The organism is Haloarcula onubensis, assembly GCF_031624605.1.
In the GTDB taxonomy this organism is placed as follows: domain Archaea; phylum Halobacteriota; class Halobacteria; order Halobacteriales; family Haloarculaceae; genus Haloarcula; species Haloarcula onubensis.
In genome coordinates this window covers 1,276,101-1,292,037 of record NZ_JAMQOS010000001.1, presented here as the reverse complement: position 1 = coordinate 1,292,037, position 15,937 = coordinate 1,276,101, and the positions used below count along the sequence as shown (strand labels likewise).

The following is a 15,937-nucleotide window of genomic DNA, read 5'->3' as shown; positions in this document are numbered from 1 at the left end:
GAAGCAGGACGGCGCCATGCCGCCCCAGGAGGACGGCGGCTACCACCCCGGTAAGGACATCGCCTACGCGCTCGGTACGCGCCCCGACGTCCTCGCCGTCGGTGGTATCTTCGGTATCTTCGGTGCCATCAGCAACACGCTGCTGGGCAGTCTGGTCGCCACGGCGGTGGCGTTCGACACCATCGCGTTCACGGTGTTCTTCTCCGCCCTGGTCCACCGGATCGTCTTCGGCTACTCGCTGTTCGGTTCGCCCGGCGGCAGCGGCTACTTCGACATGACCCCCTTCGAGAACGGCGAAGAGGTCGCCGCCGACGGTGGTAGCGAAGTCATGCGCCCGGCCGTCGAACCGTGGCTCCCCCACCAGTACAAGTGGGGCAACGTCGCGTTCATCGGTCTGGTCGCGGGCCTGCTCGGTGGCTTCCTCGTCATCACGACGGGGAGCATGTTCCTCGGGTTCGGTATCTCCGCGGCCTCGCTCACGTTCCTGAACCTGGGCGTCGAGAAGATTCCCGTCACCCACCACATGACGCTACCCGCCAGCGCCGGTGCGTCGGCCCTCGTCGCCGACCCGACCGGCTCGTCGCAGGTCGTCGCAATCCTGATCGCGGCCGTCTTCGGCATGGCCGGCGCCCTCGTCGGTGAGGCCGGTCAGCGTGTGTTCTACGCACACGGCGACACCCACGTCGACCCGCCCGCGTTCGCTATCTTCGTCTGCACCCTGCTCATCGGCATCCTGGGCGTCGCAGGCGTCACGCAGCGCGCGCTGTTCGTCCCCTTCTAAACGGGACATCCGACGCTGTATTTTCATTTTTGTACGAAAACTCGTAGTCCGAGGACACTGTAGCACCAATGGATATAGAAGCCAGAATCAAGCGACGGCAGCGACACGACGGGGAGCCACGCTTGGTTCAGGACTACGAGTCGCTGTCGCCGGTGACCCACATCGACGAACCGGCCGACAGGGGTCCGCTGCTCGAGCGGTTGCTCGACCACCTGGACCCGGTTTTCGACGGGAAGCTCCCCGCCAACGCGTACCTCTACGGGCCAAGCGGTGTCGGAAAGAGCGCCGTGGTGACGGCGCTTTTCAACCAGCTGAACAGACTCCCGACGGAGACGCGGACCGTCATCCACACGACGACGCGTGCTCAGGCGATGACCTCGCCCTCCTTCGTCTATCTGGACACCAGACAGACCACGAGCGAGTTCGCGTTCTACCACGCGGTACTCGACGCGCTCGTCGAGGAGTCGGTGCCGGAACACGGCATCGGTACGGAGACCTTGCGGGCGCGGCTCCACGAGGAACTGGACGGGTCGCGAACCGGCGTCGTCGTCGCCGTCGACCACGTCGGTGAACCCCGGAGCGCCTCGGAGAGCGACCTGGTCGAGCTGTTCGCCGGGTTGCCCAGTAACGTGAGTTGGCTGGCGATGGGACGAAAACACGCCGCCGAGACCGAACTGGCGGAGTACACGGCCGAGTCCATCCGTGTCGAACCCTACCAGCAACAGATGCTCGTCGACGTGTTGATGACGCGGGCCTCCATCGGGCTCGCCCAGCAGGCTATCGAGCACGACCTCGCGAACGAGATAGCCGCGTGGGCGAGCGGGAACGCACACGACGCTCTGGCCGCGCTGTTTATCGCGACCCACCACGCCGAGGAAGCCGGTCGGTCGTCGCTGACCCGCGAGGACGTCGAGGCGGCCATCGAGGAGATACCGATACCCTGTGTCTCGCTGGGTATCGTCCTCTCGCTGCCCGCCAACAGGCAGGCCGTGTTGCGTGAACTGGTCGACTTAGACGAGGAAGAGCGGTCGTCGGTGACGGCGACCACCGCGGCCATAGGCGGCTCGGAGTCGGTCGACCTCTCGCCGGGGACGGTCAAGCGGTTCCTGTACGAGATGGCCGAGGCGGGCGTCGTCGAGCGCGTCCAGGCGACGGCCCAGGGGGGCCAGGGGAGACCGCCGAGCCGCGTCGAACCGCGGTTCCCGCCGACGGCGTTCCGACGGCTCTACGACCTGAGCTAGCGGGCCGCCGTCGAGTCGCCGGTCCCGCCGGTCAGGGCCGAGGCCAGCGCTCCGCGCACCACGACGTCGTCGCCGTGGGCCGTCAACTGGAGGTCCGGGATGTTGGCCATCACCATGTTGTCGAGGCGCTCCCGGATGGGTTCCATAATCTGCTCGGGGTTGTTGATAGCGACCGCGCCCCCGATGGAGATGACCAGCGGGGCGTATGCGTGGACGATGTTGGCGACGCCGATGGCGTTCCAGTGTGAGATCTGGTCCAGTACGTGGGTCGCAAACTCGTCCTCGCCGGCGTACTCGAAGACGTCCGCCGCGGTGAACCCCTCGGTGTCGATGGGGAGGGCGGTGTCGACGGGGTCCTCCCGGTGGAGCCGTGTGGCATAGCGGGGGATGTTCTCCCCGGAGCAGTACGCCTCCCAGTGGCCATCGTGTCCGCAGCCACAGGTCATGAACTCGTGTGGGTCGATGGTCATGTGGCCGACCTCGCCGGCGTTGCCGTCCCACCCTCCGAGAACGTTCCCGTCGACGGCGACGCCGGCGCCGATACCCGAGGAGATGGTGAGATACACCATGTCGTCGGGGTTCCGGTCGGCGTAGTATCGCTCGCCGATGAGCCCCGCGTTGGCGTCGTTGTGGAGATAGACGCGGTCGGTGTCAAAGAGGTTCTGTACCGGTCCGGTGAGCGGGATGCGGTCGATGGAGTCCGGGAGGTTCGCCGGGTTCTCGACGGCCCCACCGGCCAGGTCGAGCGGCCCGAACGAGCCGATGCCGGCCGCGAGTATCTCCGACGGTGCGACGTCGGCCGCCTCGCACGCGCCCCGCAAGGCGTCGAGGACGGCCTCGGTCACGTCGATACCGGTCGGCCCGCGCGGGGTGTCACGCTTGTAGGAGGCGATGACCGCCCCCTCAGTGTCGCCGATGACAGCCCTGATATGCGTCGCACCGAGGTCGACCCCAGCGTATGCGCCCATTTGGTCAGACCGTGGCTCCTTGAGTACTTAATTGCAAAGATTCGCGGTTGCGCTACCGGTCGGCCAGTTGCTCGCGGCCCGCGGCCTCCTCGTAGACGACGCCGCGTTCGGCGTCCAGCGTGAGGATGTCGTCGTCTTCGATGCGGTCGGGGAGTACGGCGTCGGAGACCATCGGAATCGACAGCTCGCGGGCGACGATGGCCGCGTAGCTCGTGATACCCTCATGGGCGTCGACGATACCGCCGACGCGCTCGGTCTCGCCGGTGAACTCCCCGTCGAAGCCCTCGGGGACGACGAGAATCGCGCCGTCGGGCGCGTCGGAGATGTCGCCGTCGTCGACGTGGTAGACGGGACCGGTCGCGAGTCCCTCCACGACGGACCGACCGGAGACGACCGTCTCGGCGGCGACGTGTACCTTCAGCATGTTCGCGGTGTTCATCCCCTCCAGTTCGGTCATCATCCCCGAGAGGACGACGACGGTGTCGCCGCCCTCCGCGGCCTCGGTGTCAAGTGCGGCCTGGACCGCGCTCTGGATGACGGCGTCGGCGCCGTCCTCGGTGTACTCGGTGGTGACGGGGATGATGCCCCACGAGAGCGCGAGTTTGCGGCGGACCCGCTCGCTGGGCGTCGACGCGACGATGGGAATCGATGGACGGTACTTCGCGGCCTTGAGCGCGGTGTAGCCGGACTCGGAAGCGGCGACGACGGCGTCGGCGTCGATGTCCCGCGCCAGGAACCGCGCCGAACGAGCCAGCGCGTCGGTCCGCGTGTTGCCGGCGGTAGGAACCCGTTGTTCCCGGGACTCGGCGTACTCCTCGCTGCTCTCGACGTCGCGGACGATGCGGTCCATCGTCTCGACGACACGGGCCGGATGGTCGCCGATGGCCGTCTCGCCCGAGAGCATCACGGCGTCCGTCCCATCGAGGACGGCGTTGGCCACGTCGGAGGCCTCCGCGCGTGTGGGTCGACGGGAGTGAATCATCGAGTCGAGCATCTCCGTCGCCGTGATGACCGGCACCCCGGCCTGGTGGCACTTCCGGATGACACGTTTCTGGATGATGGGGACGTCTTCGAGGGGCATCTCGACGCCGAGGTCGCCGCGGGCGACCATGATCCCGTATGCGGCGTCGATGATGGAGTCGATGTTCTCGACGGCGCCCGCCCGTTCTATCTTCGCGATGATGGGGATGTCGACGCCTTTCTCCTCCAAGGCCTCGTTTATCTCGTAGATGGCGTCGCCGTCGCGGACGAACGAGGCGGCCACGAAGTCCGGCTCCTTTTCTGCCGCGACCTCGATTTCGCGGCGGTCGTTCTCGGTTATGGTGGCCAGGTCGAGGTCGACGCCGGGGACGTTGACCCCCTTCCGGGCGCCCAGTTTGCCGCCGTTCTCCACGGTGGCGACGACAGTATCGCCGTCGACGCGCTCGACGGTGGTCTCGATGCGCCCGTCGTCGAGTAACACGCGGTCGCCCGGAGTCGCGCTGCCGACGGACTGGGAGAGTCCGACCTCCTCGGGTGTGGCGTCGTCGCCCACGACGAAGTGGACCGTCGACCCCTTGACGAGTTCGATGGGCTCGTCTATGGGAGCGGTCCGGACCTCGGGACCGGGCATGTCGAGCATCGACGCGACCGGCGTGTCGACCCGCTCGTCGACCTCCTTGATGCGGTCTATCATGGTCCGGCGGTGTTCGGGCGAGCCGTGGCTGGCGTTGAGCCGGGCGACGGACATCCCGGCCCGTGCCAGGGACTCTATCTGTTCGACGGACTCACTGGCCGGGCCGAGGGTACAGACGATTTTCGCGCTACGCATGGGCCCATCCCCCGACAAGACGAGATTCCGGCGCTGGTGGTAGTTGAATCATACTCCCCCGTACCGAGCCAGGGGATAAGAAGCTTATCAGACACTGCAGTTTTCGCAAGGCGTCAGCGGGATAGCGACTCCGTCGTCCCGCCGATTACTTCGCGGACCTCCGCCGGTGAGACGGTCGCCATGTCGCCGGGGACCGACCGCTTGAGCGCGGCGGTCGCGGCCCCCCAGGCCAGGGCCTCCGGGACCGGTTCGCCGTCGAGATACCGAGAGAGGAACCCGCCGACGAAGGAATCCCCCGTCCCGACGGGGTAGGCGTCGGCGGCCTCGTAGGTCGGCTGGGTGAAGACTTCGCCGTCGGCGAGCGCCAGCGCCCCGTCGCTGCCCCGGGTGAGGACGACTGCCTCGAACCCGTACGCCTCGTCGAGCTCTCTGGCGATGGTCTCGGCGTCCCCCTCCGCGTCGAGGACGACTCTGGCGTCCCGTTCGGCGACGACCAGGAGGTCGATATCCGGGAACAGGTCGGTAAGCACGTCTTTCGCCGCCGCCGGCGACCACAGGTTCGAGCGGAAGTTGACATCGAAGCTGGTCGTCGTTCCGGCCGATTGAGCCAGGCGGAGCAGTTCGGCGGTCGTCGCCGCCAGCGTCTCCGAGAGGGCGGGCGTGATACCCGTCGTGTGGAAACAGTCCGCCTCCGCTAGGACCGCAGTCGGGAGTTCGTCGGCGGTCGCGGTGGTCACGCTCGCGTGCGCGCGGTCGTATATGACTTCGCTTCCCCGCGGGGGCCGCCCCCGTTCGAAGTAGTACGTACCCTGTCGGGCCTCCGGAGAGTCGTCCCAGACGACGTCGACCGCGATGCCGTGGCTCCGGAGGTCGCCGACCACCTTTCGGCCGACAGGGGAGTCCGGGAGTTTCGAGAGCCAGGCGCTGTCGACTCCCAGCCGCTGGGCGGCGACAGCGACGTTGGACTCGGCACCGGCCACGTTCACGTCGTACTGGTCTGCGAGTTCGAGACGCTCCTCGTCGGGCGGGGAGAGTCGGAGCATCGTCTCGCCGAACGTAACCAGGTCAGACATATGCAGTTCTGGAGGCCGGGCGGACATAAATCCCGCCAAAGCCCGGCCCACGCGACAACGAGTCGCGTATAACCTCGACGACCGAGGGCGGACCCCCGTGATACTCCAAGGGCGTATTTTGTATAGCCCTATGAAGTTTATCTGGTCTAAGCCAGCCACCAGAATTGACATTTTATTGAGATATTACGTTTGGCGACCGCGAAATTCGACCTAAGCTACCAGATCTCTTTAGAGCCGATCGGAGCCGGAATCGGCTACAAGACGTGTGCAGTAAGGCACTTTTCGAGAGTCGTGAGGGTGCACGCATTACCAAATCAGCGGCAGTTGAACAGCGTTGTGCGACGATTGAGGGCATCTGATAACCGATTCTTGATGATGTTGGCGGTCTACTCAGATGTCACGGTAAGACCAGAGTAAGAAGAAGTGGCTTTTCTTCGGTAATCAGAGTAAATACTATTACTGTATCATCTGATTATATAAATGAGTCGCTAAATGGACAGCTCATCAGAATCAGGTTTACCAAATCTATGAACAAAATGGTAGCCGAAATCACCAAAAGTCGGTTGCTGACGAGTTGAGTATGAATGAGTGAAGAGATACAGCAAACACTGGATAACGGGTCTGTTTCTGACGGGTGGAAACAGCCAGATAAACTTAGAGAGCTATACGTTGAACGGGGTTTGTCTGCCTACAAAATCGCAAAGTTGCATGACGTTAGTCGGAATAAGGTAAGATACCGACTTCAAAAACATGGCATATTTCGACCGAGTCAGCTAGAAAAATATCCTAACGAAAATAAGCTCAAACGAGTCTACCAAGATGCGGGGACGGTGAAAAAAGCCATTGAACAACTTGATATTAGTCGTGGTATGGTTTTGCGGTTGATGAATCACTATGAAATCACCCGAGAAAAAGAGGTCAATTATAGTGCTCCCTGCCCGTTTCAAACAAACACAAATGGATACGAAGTCTGGGGCCATCCAAATTCAAAAAAGTACGACGGAACAACGGTATTAGTCCATCGGTTGGTGAAATTGGCAGAGATAGGGTTTGACGCTCTCAAGGACAGAGATGTCCATCACAGAAACACGATCAAGTGGGATAACAGGCCGTCTAATTTAGAGCTAATCGACCGGGGCGAGCACACTCGACGACACAAAGAGGGAGTTCCCATATCGGTAGAATTGGCGAACATGGACGAATCCGGAGTTGTAGAAGCACTCCATACAGCTGGATACTCTTCTATCTTGAACGACTCTTGAGCCTTGTGAGAAAAGAGAGCACGTATAGGTCGGACTAGACTCTGTGCCACGTTCGTCCAAAGCTGCCAAATATGTATAACAGGCCCTGCTGGGAAGATCGTATCTGTGCTTCAGTTGTATTGTGTATCTCTTGCTGCCACGGAGGGATCTGTTGATTCGAGGGACCCTACAGATTGTATTTTCTGGAGGCCGGCGACCCGACTCTTTACTGACCCGCCCGCCTGAGTTGACAGAATTGGTTTTGCGCAAAGCCAGAATGGCGTCAGCGTTGTCATCTCACAGTAGTGAGTGACAAATTTATATCCGTGAATATGCAACCCCGAATCTTAGCTAACCCTAAAATGGCGAATTATATCCGGTTAATTAGTACTACTAAGGGGGTGAGCACATACCTCTTCACACAGATAAGTGTCTTTATCCGGGTATGTGGCACTAGATTGAAGTAGCCCCGGGGAGACCCCCAGATATGGCAGCCGACGACGGCGAACGAACCTCTGTCAGGACCTACGTCCCGAGATATCAGAAGGAGCGCTGGCAGTCACACGCCGCCGACCTCGACATGAGCCAGAGCGAGTTCGTCCGGACGATGGTGCAGGCCGGCCGGAAGGGGTTCGACCCCGAGCCGGAAGAGTTGGCGAGCGCCGAAGAAACGGACCCCCCTTCTCCGGACGCTAACCCCGGGGGTAACGGGCTGGAAGACCGGGTCGTCGAGACGCTGTCCGACGGCGCGCACTACGACTGGGAGGAGTTGCTCGCGGCGCTGACCGACGACATCGAGCAGCGCCTGGACGAGACGCTCCAGGAGCTACAGTCCGACGGACGGGTTCGCTACAGTGGGCGCCACGGGGGGTACGTGCTGGACGAATGAGTTCCGAGACGACGGCCCCCGAAGCGGACGAGGACCCCATCGGCTACTTCCTCGACGACGTGACCTACCACGGGAAGAGCGAGCGAACGCGAGCGTTCTACGAGCGCGTGTTGCGGGACTTCGAGACGTACCTGAGCGAGGGGCCCCAGCCGACACCGGTGGCGACGGCGTCCCACAGGGACTGTATGGCCTACGTCCACGGCCTGCGGGGCGACCACAGCGAGAGTACCGTCGCGACGTACGCCTCCTACCTCCACCGGTTTTTCGCCTACATGACCCAGGTCGGAACCTTCGAGTCCAACCCGATGACGCTGGTGATGGAGGAGATGGACGAGTCCATCAACACGGACCCGACACGGCGCGAAATCGGTATCGAGGAGATGTCGGCGTTCGTCGGTACCGTGGCCCACCCGTTGGAGCGTGCGGTGGTGCTCACCCTGCTGAAGACGGGCATGCGAGCCGGTGAGCTGTGTAATCTGGACCTCCGGGACTGCAATCTGGCCGACCCGGGACCGCGTCCGGCCGTCCCGGTTCGGCCCGCGCTCGACGGCCGGCCCGACTCGCTGTACGTCGCCGCAGAACCCGCCCGCGGGGCGGTGACGAACGGCGAGGAGCGCACAGCGTCGAACAAGCGAAAGCGCGACACCACGATACCGGTCGACGGCGAACTCGCACGGACCCTACGGCGCTGGCTGGCGATTCGGCCGGACGTGCGCTCCGAGGCGGAGCCGCTGTTGGTCTCGACGAGCGGGGACTGGGGACGGCGACTCACGCCCGATATGGTCCACCACCTCGTCGAGCGACACGCTCGCGACCACGGCTGGTACCGCGACGGCGGCGGGACCGAGGAGAACGTCACCCCTCACTACTTCCGGCACTTCTTCACGACCCACCTGCGGGACCGGACGGGCGACCGCGGCGTCGTCAAGTACCTGCGGGGCGACGTGGCACAGGACGTCATCGACACCTACACACACGAGTGGGGTAGTCGCGTTCGGGAGAGCTACGAGGCCAATATCTACTCGCTGCTGGGATGACCTGCGATATTCCGACGGTCGATAGTCACAGGAACCGGGCGAGCGGGGACACGTAAATCACATACCGCTATATCGAACGGCCCCGGCCGTAGTCCCGGAGACACCTGTTCGAAACGGCCACTGGGCACTCGACTGGACCGCCGGTAGCTGTGTCGCCCAGGACTCGGTCGGTGGCGCGAGTCCGTGCCGCTCCGAGCGACTCGCCCGTAGTTGGCCCATAGCTATACCATACCCGCTCGACACGAGAGCCGTGAGTGCGGACCGCTACACTGGTTCCAGATGGCAAACGGTGTCGAGGTTGGTCGACTGATGTACCGATTCGACACGCTCTACAGACTGATAGAGCGCGCCGCCTCCGGCCCGGTACCGCTCCGTCGCGCCTTCGCCGAGAGCCGACTGGCGGACCTCTACTGGCGTGTCGCGCCCTCGGTCCACCGTCGACGCCGACACCGCTCGTCCGGTCACGTCGACCCGCCCGTCGACCCGTTCGAACTCTTCGAAGTCGACCCGGCAGACATCACGCGGTTCACCGGTCGGCAGTTCCCCGTCTGGGCCGACAGCTGGTACGACATCGGCGCGGTCAGGGGCGGCGAGTGGGACCAGCGACTCGTCCCGCCGGTCGAACCCTCCTACGCCGGGCCGAGTCCCGACCTCTACCTCGCCGAGACGTTCACCGAGACGCCGCTCCACCGGGCGTTGCGGCGGCACTTCGAGGCGGGGGTGCCGTGGGCCGACCTGGAGTTTATCCAGCGCGTCGAGCGTGCGGCCCGGACGAGCGACGTGGAGGTCTGGCAGGACGAGTCGACCGTGGCGGAGATACGGCGGTACTGCCGCGACCTCGACCGACTGTACGAGAGCATCCGCGACCGCGGTTTCCTCTCGATGCGGGAGCTAAACGCCCGAGAGGGACGGCGGATGACGTTCCGCGAGGTGATGGAAGACGAGATACTGGTCGACGTCAGCCGGACGGGGGAACTCCTGTTTGTCACCGGCCGCCATCGCCTCTCGATGGCGAAGCTCCTCGACCTCGACAGCGTGCCGGTGGGGGTCGTCGTCAGGCATCGCGAGTGGCACGACGAGACCGAACCGGCAGTCGAAACGCCCGGCGAGCGGGCCCGCGACGCTCCCGCCGAAAGCGAGGCGCCGCTCGGAGAGGGCCTCGATGTCGCGTGGTAGGGCCGTTCTCCGTCGACTCCGTTCTATCCTGACCCCTGGGAGCGGCGTCACCGACCGAACCGTGACCGGCGGCGTCTGGATGGGGCTGAACAACGTCGCTGACCGGGCCCTCCAGTTGGGGACGATACTGTTTCTCGCGGGCCTGCTCTCGCCCGCCGCGTTCGGACTGTACGGCATCGCGCTCGTGGTCCAGTCAGCACTCCAGCGCCTCAGCCAACTGGGCCTCGACACGGCCCTGATACGCCGCCGTGAGTCCGACGTGGACCGATACCTCGACACGGTCTGGACCGTCGAACTCGGTCGAGGACTGCTGCTGGGGACGGTGTTGTACGCCGCCGCGCCGCTGGTCGGGTCGGTCTTTGGCGAGCCTCGTGTGGTGTCGCTCCTCCGAGTGCTCGCGCTGACCCCGGTGCTCGACGGGTTGCGGAACCCGGGTGTCGTCTACCTCGTGAAGGACCTGGAGTTCCACCGGGACGCCGCGTACAAGCTCTCGAACCGCGTCGCGTACACGCTCGTCGGCGTCGGCGTCGGATACGCGACCCGCTCAGTCTGGGCGCTGGTCGCGGCGATGCTTGCCGCCCAGTGTACCTCGCTGGTCGTCTCGTATCTCGTCCACGACTACCGTCCGTGGCTTCGATTCGACTTCGCGGCCGCGCGGGAGCTGTTCGAGTACGGCCGCTGGATATTCACCTCGGAGGGGTTGATGTTCCTCATCAACGAGGGCGACGACGCGTTCGTCGGCTGGCTGCTGGGGTCGGCGACGCTTGGCATCTACCAGCTCTCGTACCGGCTGTCGAACGCGCCGACGACGGAGATAACCCACCCGATACAGCAGGTGCTGTTTCCCGCGTACGCGAAGGTCCAGGACGACGACGCCTCGCTCCGGCAGGGGTACTACACCTCCGTGCGGGTCATCACGCTCCTGTCCTTTCCCGCCGCGGTCGGTATCGTGCTCGTCGGGCCGGTGTTCGTCCCCGCGCTTCTGGGTGGCGAGTGGCTACCGATGGTCGTCCCGATGCAGGTGTTCGCGGTGTACGCGGGCCTCCGGTCGTTCCGGTCGGCGACGGTCCCGCTGTTTCGCGCTATCGACCGACCGGACTACGACACGAAGATTCGTCTCCTGAAGCTCGCACTCCTCGCTCCGTTCGTCTATCCGGCGGCCAGCGCCTTCGGAGCGACCGGAGTCGCGCTCGTGATACTCGGCCACACGGTCGTCGTCGCTCCCATCGCGAGCTACCTGGCCGTCCGGAGCGTCGACGGCCGACTGACGACGCTCGGGCGGATACTCTCGTACCCCGCCATCGCCAGCGGCGCCATGGGCGTGGTGGTCTACCTCGTCCGCGAACGCCTGGTCGGCGTTCCGTCCCTCGTGGAACTGCCCCTCCTGGTCCTCGTCGGTGTCATCACGTACGGAGCGGCCGTCGCCGCGCTGGAACAGCGGTTCGGCATCGGACTGGCGCCGATTTACCGGACGTTTCAGGACTGGGTCGCCGGGACCGCGTGACCGATCTCGGTATCGCAGTTGTGTCATATATAGAGAGGTTAAACGCTACTAATAAGTAGTTCAGATTACATTTGTCGGACGAATGAGCAGCTGGGAAGAACGTGAGCCGGCCGTCAGCGTGGTCGTCCCCACCTACAACAGGGCACAAACTCTGGGGGCAGCCATCGAGAGCGTACTCGGCCAGACCTACGAGCGGTTCGAGTTGCTGGTGGTCGACGATGGCTCGACCGACCAGACGCAGTCAGTCGTAGAGGGTTTCGAGGACCCCCGGATTCGGTACCGCCGTTTCGAGGGGAACCGTGGCGCGAACGTCGCCCGTAACGCGGGCATCCGGAATGCGAACGCCGACCTGGTGGCGTTCGTCGACAGCGACGACACCTGGCGACCGGAGAAACTGGCGCGCCAAGTAGAGCGGATGCGGGAGACGCCGGACCGCGTCGGGGTCGTCTACACCGGGTACTGGCTCGAACGGCCGTCGGGTCGTGAGTACGGGCCCGACCCCGGGCGAAAGGACCTGGAGGGCGACATCTACGAAGCGCTACTGGCTGGTAACGGCCGGTTCATCCCGACGTCGACCGCCCTGGTCAGGCGGACCTGTTTCGACCGGGTCGGGTACTTCGACGAGGCACTCCCTCGACAACAGGAGTGGGAGCTGTGGCTGCGCATCGCGCGGGAGTTCGAGTTCGCACTCGTCGACGACCCGCTCGTGGTCCGGTCGATGCGCCACGACGGCGTGAGCATCAGCGCCGACCCGGAGGCGCTCGTGACGGCACTGGACCACATCCTCCAGAAACACGTCGGGGCGTTCCAGGCCCGCCCCGAACTGCTCGCACAGCACCGCTGGCAGGTCGGTGAGACACGCCTGTTGAACGGCGACCCCTGGCGTGGCAGGGCGCAACTCCTGACCGCACTCAGCCACAACCCCCGCCTGACGTACTTCGTCGGCATCGTCGCGGCGGTTCTCGGCCCACAGGTCTACGAGGCGGCGTTCGACCTCTACCGAAAGCTAGCGTGACAGGCGAACGAGCGCACACATCGCGTCTTCGAGACGGTGTAGCGGTCCGGCGTCGTCCTCACTGACGAGGGTCGCTGACGGTTCGCCGAAGGGTACGCGCTGGGGACCCGCGGCCGGCAAAGCTACGGGGCCAACGGCTACTCGTCGTGTGAACTAACACTCTGTTGTCCGTTTTCCCGCGGTCCGCCACCATCACGTAAATGCCATATCGCTATACAGAATGCCCGTCCGCGATACGTCGCGCCGGCGCCGAGACGGCTCTAGCAAGGGCTTACTACCGTCAAAAATAACAGATGTACGGCTGTTATATTAGCCGCTTACTTCTCACAGTGTCAGCTGAACGACCCCGGCGAGATAGCGGCGGGCGAAACGCCCGGTCCGGTATGGCAGGTCACGTCGGGCGGTAGCAGGGTCATAAAAACCGAGTAACTCGCCTATAACCAGCGATTAATCGAGTTGGCCACTGTATGTTTATACTCGCAGGGGTCCAGGGCGTCATGTCATGGTTGACGAACGCACACACACCCAGTGGGTGTGGCAAGCTTCGCCGCGAGGAGGGTGCGGAAACTGATGAGCAGCGACATGTCGGAGGGCGAGAAGCCGTCCCACGAGCGGCTACAGGACATCTTCGTCGAGGTGACCGGCACAGACGTCTGCGTCGAGACCCAGGAACAGGACACCGAACCGGGGCGGGACGTCGCCCCGGAGGGCGGCTCCACGGCCGAGTACGTCTCGACGATGGTACAGGACGACGGGCTCTCGGAGACGCTGGCCGAGCCCAGCGGGGACGGCCAACCGGAGTGACCCTCACTCGCCGAGCAGGCGCCCCTGAGCGTCTATCTCCCCGTCCCGGATGCGTGTGCTGCTGATTCGCAGGCCGTCTTCGGCCACCACGAACGGGGAGGTGTGAATCTCGAGGGGGTGGTAGCCCCGTCGCAGTCGCTCGTCGTTGAGCTCCCGGGCCCGTTGCTGGGCTTTCCCTTCCGGCGCGACGACGAGCGCGTCGGCGTCCTCACGCGTCGCGGCGGGACCGAACGTGTCGGTTATCTTCACTATGTCCCACGTCGCCGTGTAGGCGCCGCTGACTCTCTTCAGCGTCCCGGAGAGCGTCTCCCGGCGCTCCGAGAACGAGCCCAGAAGCTCGGCGTGTGAGGGGTCACTGCGCGTCTCGCGCGCCAGCGACTGGGCCGTGAGGCCGACGATGACGTGGCCGTCCCCCTCGCCGTCGTGACTCGCAGTCTGGAACGCGCTGTGGAGGAGCGCGCGGTGCCCGTTGTGTATGGGTGTGAACGTGCCGCCGAGGATAGCGATACGTGCTGACATACCAATCGGTAGTGCGGGGACAGTGGTATAACTGTGGGGCGGCCCGGCGAGCGACGGGCCGCCGGCCCGTGGACTTTGGACAGGGACTAAAATCGCGGTAGCGCCGATAAGTCCTGTATAATCATGCTGCGTGGTATGGAAGGAGTTACTGTCGCGACCCGGCGAGGCCTCCACTGGTCCTGTCCCTTGGCCGCCGTCGCGACAGCCCGATGTTTTAGTTTCGCCGGACGAACGTCGCCTGTGATATCCAACAGGCCAGAACTCGAACGGACGCCGGCCCACGGACTCGCACTGGACTGCGTCGAGTCGGCTATCACGGCCGCTGCCCCCGAGCGGGCGACGCGGGCGTCGGTCGGCGTCGACGGCACTCAGTTGCGCGTCGACGGCGAGAGCTACGACCTCGCGGCCTACGACGAGGTCGTCGTCGTGGGCGGCGGAAAAGCCGCTGCAGGCGTCACGGCGGCGCTGGAGTCGCTGCTGGGCGACCGCCTGACCGACGGCTGCATCGTCACCGAGGAGCCGGCTGACCTCGACCGGGTTCGCGTCCGCGTCGGCGACCACCCCGTTCCCACCGAGCGCAACGTGGCGGCGACGCGCGAGCTGCTGGAACTGTTGGAGACGACCACCGAGGACACGCTCGTCATCGCCGTCGTCACCGGTGGGGCGAGCGCGCTGCTCGCCGCCCCGGCGCGGGACCTCACGCTGTCGGCCCTCCGGGAGACGACCGACGCGCTACTGGAAAGCGGCGCGCCGATAGCGGAGATGAACGCGGTCCGCAAACACCTCTCGGCGACGAAGGGCGGGCAGCTCGCTCGCGCCGCCACGCCGGCGACGGTGGTCGGGCTCGCGCTCAGCGACGTCGTCGGCGACGACCTCTCGGTCGTCGGCAGCGGGCCGACGGTCCCCGACGGCACCACCTACGCCGACGCACTCGGGGTGCTGGACCGATACGACGTGGCCGTCCCCGAGGCCGTCCGGAGCCATCTGGAAGCCGGGGACGGGGGCGACCGGCCGGAGACACCGGCGGAGACCGACCCGACCTTCGAACGCACGCGGACCGTCTGCCTCGGGACGAACGGGACGGCCCTCGACGCGGCCGTCGAGACGGCTTCGGAGGCCGGCTACGACACACTTCGGCTGACCTCGCGGCTCCGCGGCCAGGCGCGCCACGTCGGCCAGGTGGTGGCTTCGGTCGCCGAGTCCGTCGCACTGGACGGTGAGCCGGTCGAGCCGCCGGCCGTGGTGGTCGCGGGCGGCGAGACGACCGTCCAGCTGGACGGTGAGGCCGGACGCGGCGGGCCGAACCAGGAACTCGCGCTCGCGGCGGCGCTGGACCTGCCGCCGGGGCCGGTGCTCGCCGCCGTCGACACCGACGGCGAGGACGGGAGCTCCGACGCGGCTGGCGCCATCGTCGACGCGAGTACCGTCACCGACACCGCGCGGGCGAGCGAGCGACTGGACGCTCACGACGCCGGAACCGTCCTCGCGGACGCGGGCGCGGCTATCCGGACCGGTCCGACCGGGACGAACGTCAACGACGTCGTCGTCGTGGTCGTCCCCGAAACGGGGCCGCGAGAGATGTAGTGTATAGGAAACTTACCGAACGCCCCCGGTAGCGGGGTCAGTTCGACAGTCTCGCCCGTCCAGACCGTAGGAACTGGGTTACAATACTGCTATCGGCTGTCTGTTCAGTTGCCGACGCGCGCCGGTGACGGCGCGAGCAGTCGGCCACCCAAACCCGGAACGGTTCACCATCCACTTGTGTCCGACATAGCGGGGCGCAGTCGGCCGGCCGTCACGTGTACCCCATCCGACTCGCGTGCAGGCAGACGGTCGGCCTCCGCTCCGGACCCACCCCCTTCCTGTTCGTCCGACTGAG

At 65.1% G+C, this 15,937-nt stretch carries 14 protein-coding genes; 10 read left to right on the top strand and 4 right to left on the bottom strand.

The genetic code is table 11. From position 1 onward, the window contains the following. Positions 1-781 (top strand): DUF7973 family transport facilitator (locus tag NDI86_RS06725; protein WP_310899634.1); only part of this gene is annotated, 781 nt, incomplete at its 5' end. 68 nt (positions 782-849) lie between these two features. Further along, positions 850-2,022, top strand: a complete 1,173-nt coding sequence (locus NDI86_RS06720) for a Cdc6/Cdc18 family protein (protein ID WP_310899633.1) — start codon at positions 850-852, stop codon at positions 2,020-2,022. Here the strand turns inward: NDI86_RS06720 and NDI86_RS06715 are convergent. From NDI86_RS06715 to kdgK1, 3 genes are all read right to left on the bottom strand, one after another. After that, on the bottom strand, positions 2,019-2,990 hold the full coding sequence (locus NDI86_RS06715) for an ROK family protein (protein WP_310899632.1): 972 nt from the start codon (positions 2,988-2,990) through the stop codon (positions 2,019-2,021). The genes NDI86_RS06720 and NDI86_RS06715 overlap by 4 nt on opposite strands. A 52-nt stretch (positions 2,991-3,042) precedes the next feature. Beyond that, a complete protein-coding gene (gene pyk / locus NDI86_RS06710) occupies positions 3,043-4,800 on the bottom strand; it encodes a pyruvate kinase (RefSeq protein ID WP_310899631.1) in 1,758 nt (585 codons plus the stop codon). A gap of 113 nt (positions 4,801-4,913) precedes the next feature. Continuing rightward, on the bottom strand, positions 4,914-5,873 hold the full coding sequence (gene kdgK1, locus NDI86_RS06705; RefSeq protein WP_310899630.1) for a bifunctional 2-dehydro-3-deoxygluconokinase/2-dehydro-3-deoxygalactonokinase: 960 nt from the start codon (positions 5,871-5,873) through the stop codon (positions 4,914-4,916). Between the two features lie 584 nt (positions 5,874-6,457). Here kdgK1 and NDI86_RS06700 point away from each other — a divergent pair. The 7 genes from NDI86_RS06700 (at position 6,458) to NDI86_RS06670 (ending at position 13,539) form a co-directional block, all read left to right on the top strand. Further along, positions 6,458-7,135 (top strand): HNH endonuclease, encoded by a 678-nt coding sequence (locus tag NDI86_RS06700; RefSeq protein WP_310899629.1) that lies wholly within the window; start codon positions 6,458-6,460, stop codon positions 7,133-7,135. Between the two features lie 466 nt (positions 7,136-7,601). Continuing rightward, positions 7,602-8,003, top strand: a complete 402-nt coding sequence (locus NDI86_RS06695) for a DUF5805 domain-containing protein (protein WP_310899628.1) — start codon at positions 7,602-7,604, stop codon at positions 8,001-8,003. Beyond that, positions 8,000-9,040 carry a tyrosine-type recombinase/integrase gene (locus tag NDI86_RS06690; protein ID WP_310899627.1) on the top strand — a complete coding sequence of 347 codons (1,041 nt, stop codon included), beginning with the start codon at positions 8,000-8,002 and terminating at the stop codon, positions 9,038-9,040. Before NDI86_RS06695 ends, NDI86_RS06690 begins: the two co-directional genes overlap by 4 nt. A gap of 309 nt (positions 9,041-9,349) precedes the next feature. Further along, positions 9,350-10,216 carry a hypothetical protein gene (locus NDI86_RS06685; protein WP_310899626.1) on the top strand — a complete coding sequence of 289 codons (867 nt, stop codon included), beginning with the start codon at positions 9,350-9,352 and terminating at the stop codon, positions 10,214-10,216. Then, entirely contained in the window at positions 10,203-11,720 is a 1,518-nt protein-coding gene (locus tag NDI86_RS06680) for a lipopolysaccharide biosynthesis protein (protein ID WP_310899625.1), read from the top strand. Before NDI86_RS06685 ends, NDI86_RS06680 begins: the two co-directional genes overlap by 14 nt. A gap of 82 nt (positions 11,721-11,802) precedes the next feature. Continuing rightward, positions 11,803-12,735, top strand: coding sequence for a glycosyltransferase family 2 protein (locus NDI86_RS06675; protein ID WP_310899624.1), 933 nt, complete (start codon positions 11,803-11,805; stop codon positions 12,733-12,735). A 570-nt stretch (positions 12,736-13,305) separates the two neighbouring features. Beyond that, positions 13,306-13,539, top strand: a complete 234-nt coding sequence (locus tag NDI86_RS06670) for a hypothetical protein (protein WP_310899623.1) — start codon at positions 13,306-13,308, stop codon at positions 13,537-13,539. A gap of 3 nt (positions 13,540-13,542) precedes the next feature. On the opposite strand, the gene NDI86_RS06665 is transcribed toward NDI86_RS06670, so the two are convergent. Then, positions 13,543-14,058, bottom strand: a complete 516-nt coding sequence (locus NDI86_RS06665) for a phosphopantetheine adenylyltransferase (RefSeq protein ID WP_310899622.1) — start codon at positions 14,056-14,058, stop codon at positions 13,543-13,545. 240 nt (positions 14,059-14,298) lie between these two features. Here NDI86_RS06665 and NDI86_RS06660 point away from each other — a divergent pair, with 240 nt between their 5' ends. After that, on the top strand, positions 14,299-15,642 hold the full coding sequence (locus NDI86_RS06660) for a glycerate kinase type-2 family protein (RefSeq protein WP_310899621.1): 1,344 nt from the start codon (positions 14,299-14,301) through the stop codon (positions 15,640-15,642). The last annotated feature ends 295 nt before the right edge of the window (positions 15,643-15,937 follow it).

Bases quoted from the DNA above. Each gene is read 5' to 3' on its own strand.
- NDI86_RS06720 (WP_310899633.1), top strand. From the start codon at position 850: ATGGATATAGAAGCCAGAATCAAGCGACGGCAGCGACACGACGGGGAG.
- NDI86_RS06715 (WP_310899632.1), bottom strand. From the start codon at position 2,990: ATGGGCGCATACGCTGGGGTCGACCTCGGTGCGACGCATATCAGGGCT.
- pyk (WP_310899631.1), bottom strand. From the start codon at position 4,800: ATGCGTAGCGCGAAAATCGTCTGTACCCTCGGCCCGGCCAGTGAGTCC.
- kdgK1 (WP_310899630.1), bottom strand. From the start codon at position 5,873: ATGTCTGACCTGGTTACGTTCGGCGAGACGATGCTCCGACTCTCCCCG.
- NDI86_RS06700 (WP_310899629.1), top strand. From the start codon at position 6,458: ATGAGTGAAGAGATACAGCAAACACTGGATAACGGGTCTGTTTCTGAC.
- NDI86_RS06695 (WP_310899628.1), top strand. From the start codon at position 7,602: ATGGCAGCCGACGACGGCGAACGAACCTCTGTCAGGACCTACGTCCCG.
- NDI86_RS06690 (WP_310899627.1), top strand. From the start codon at position 8,000: ATGAGTTCCGAGACGACGGCCCCCGAAGCGGACGAGGACCCCATCGGC.
- NDI86_RS06685 (WP_310899626.1), top strand. From the start codon at position 9,350: ATGTACCGATTCGACACGCTCTACAGACTGATAGAGCGCGCCGCCTCC.
- NDI86_RS06680 (WP_310899625.1), top strand. From the start codon at position 10,203: ATGTCGCGTGGTAGGGCCGTTCTCCGTCGACTCCGTTCTATCCTGACC.
- NDI86_RS06675 (WP_310899624.1), top strand. From the start codon at position 11,803: ATGAGCAGCTGGGAAGAACGTGAGCCGGCCGTCAGCGTGGTCGTCCCC.
- NDI86_RS06670 (WP_310899623.1), top strand. From the start codon at position 13,306: ATGAGCAGCGACATGTCGGAGGGCGAGAAGCCGTCCCACGAGCGGCTA.
- NDI86_RS06665 (WP_310899622.1), bottom strand. From the start codon at position 14,058: ATGTCAGCACGTATCGCTATCCTCGGCGGCACGTTCACACCCATACAC.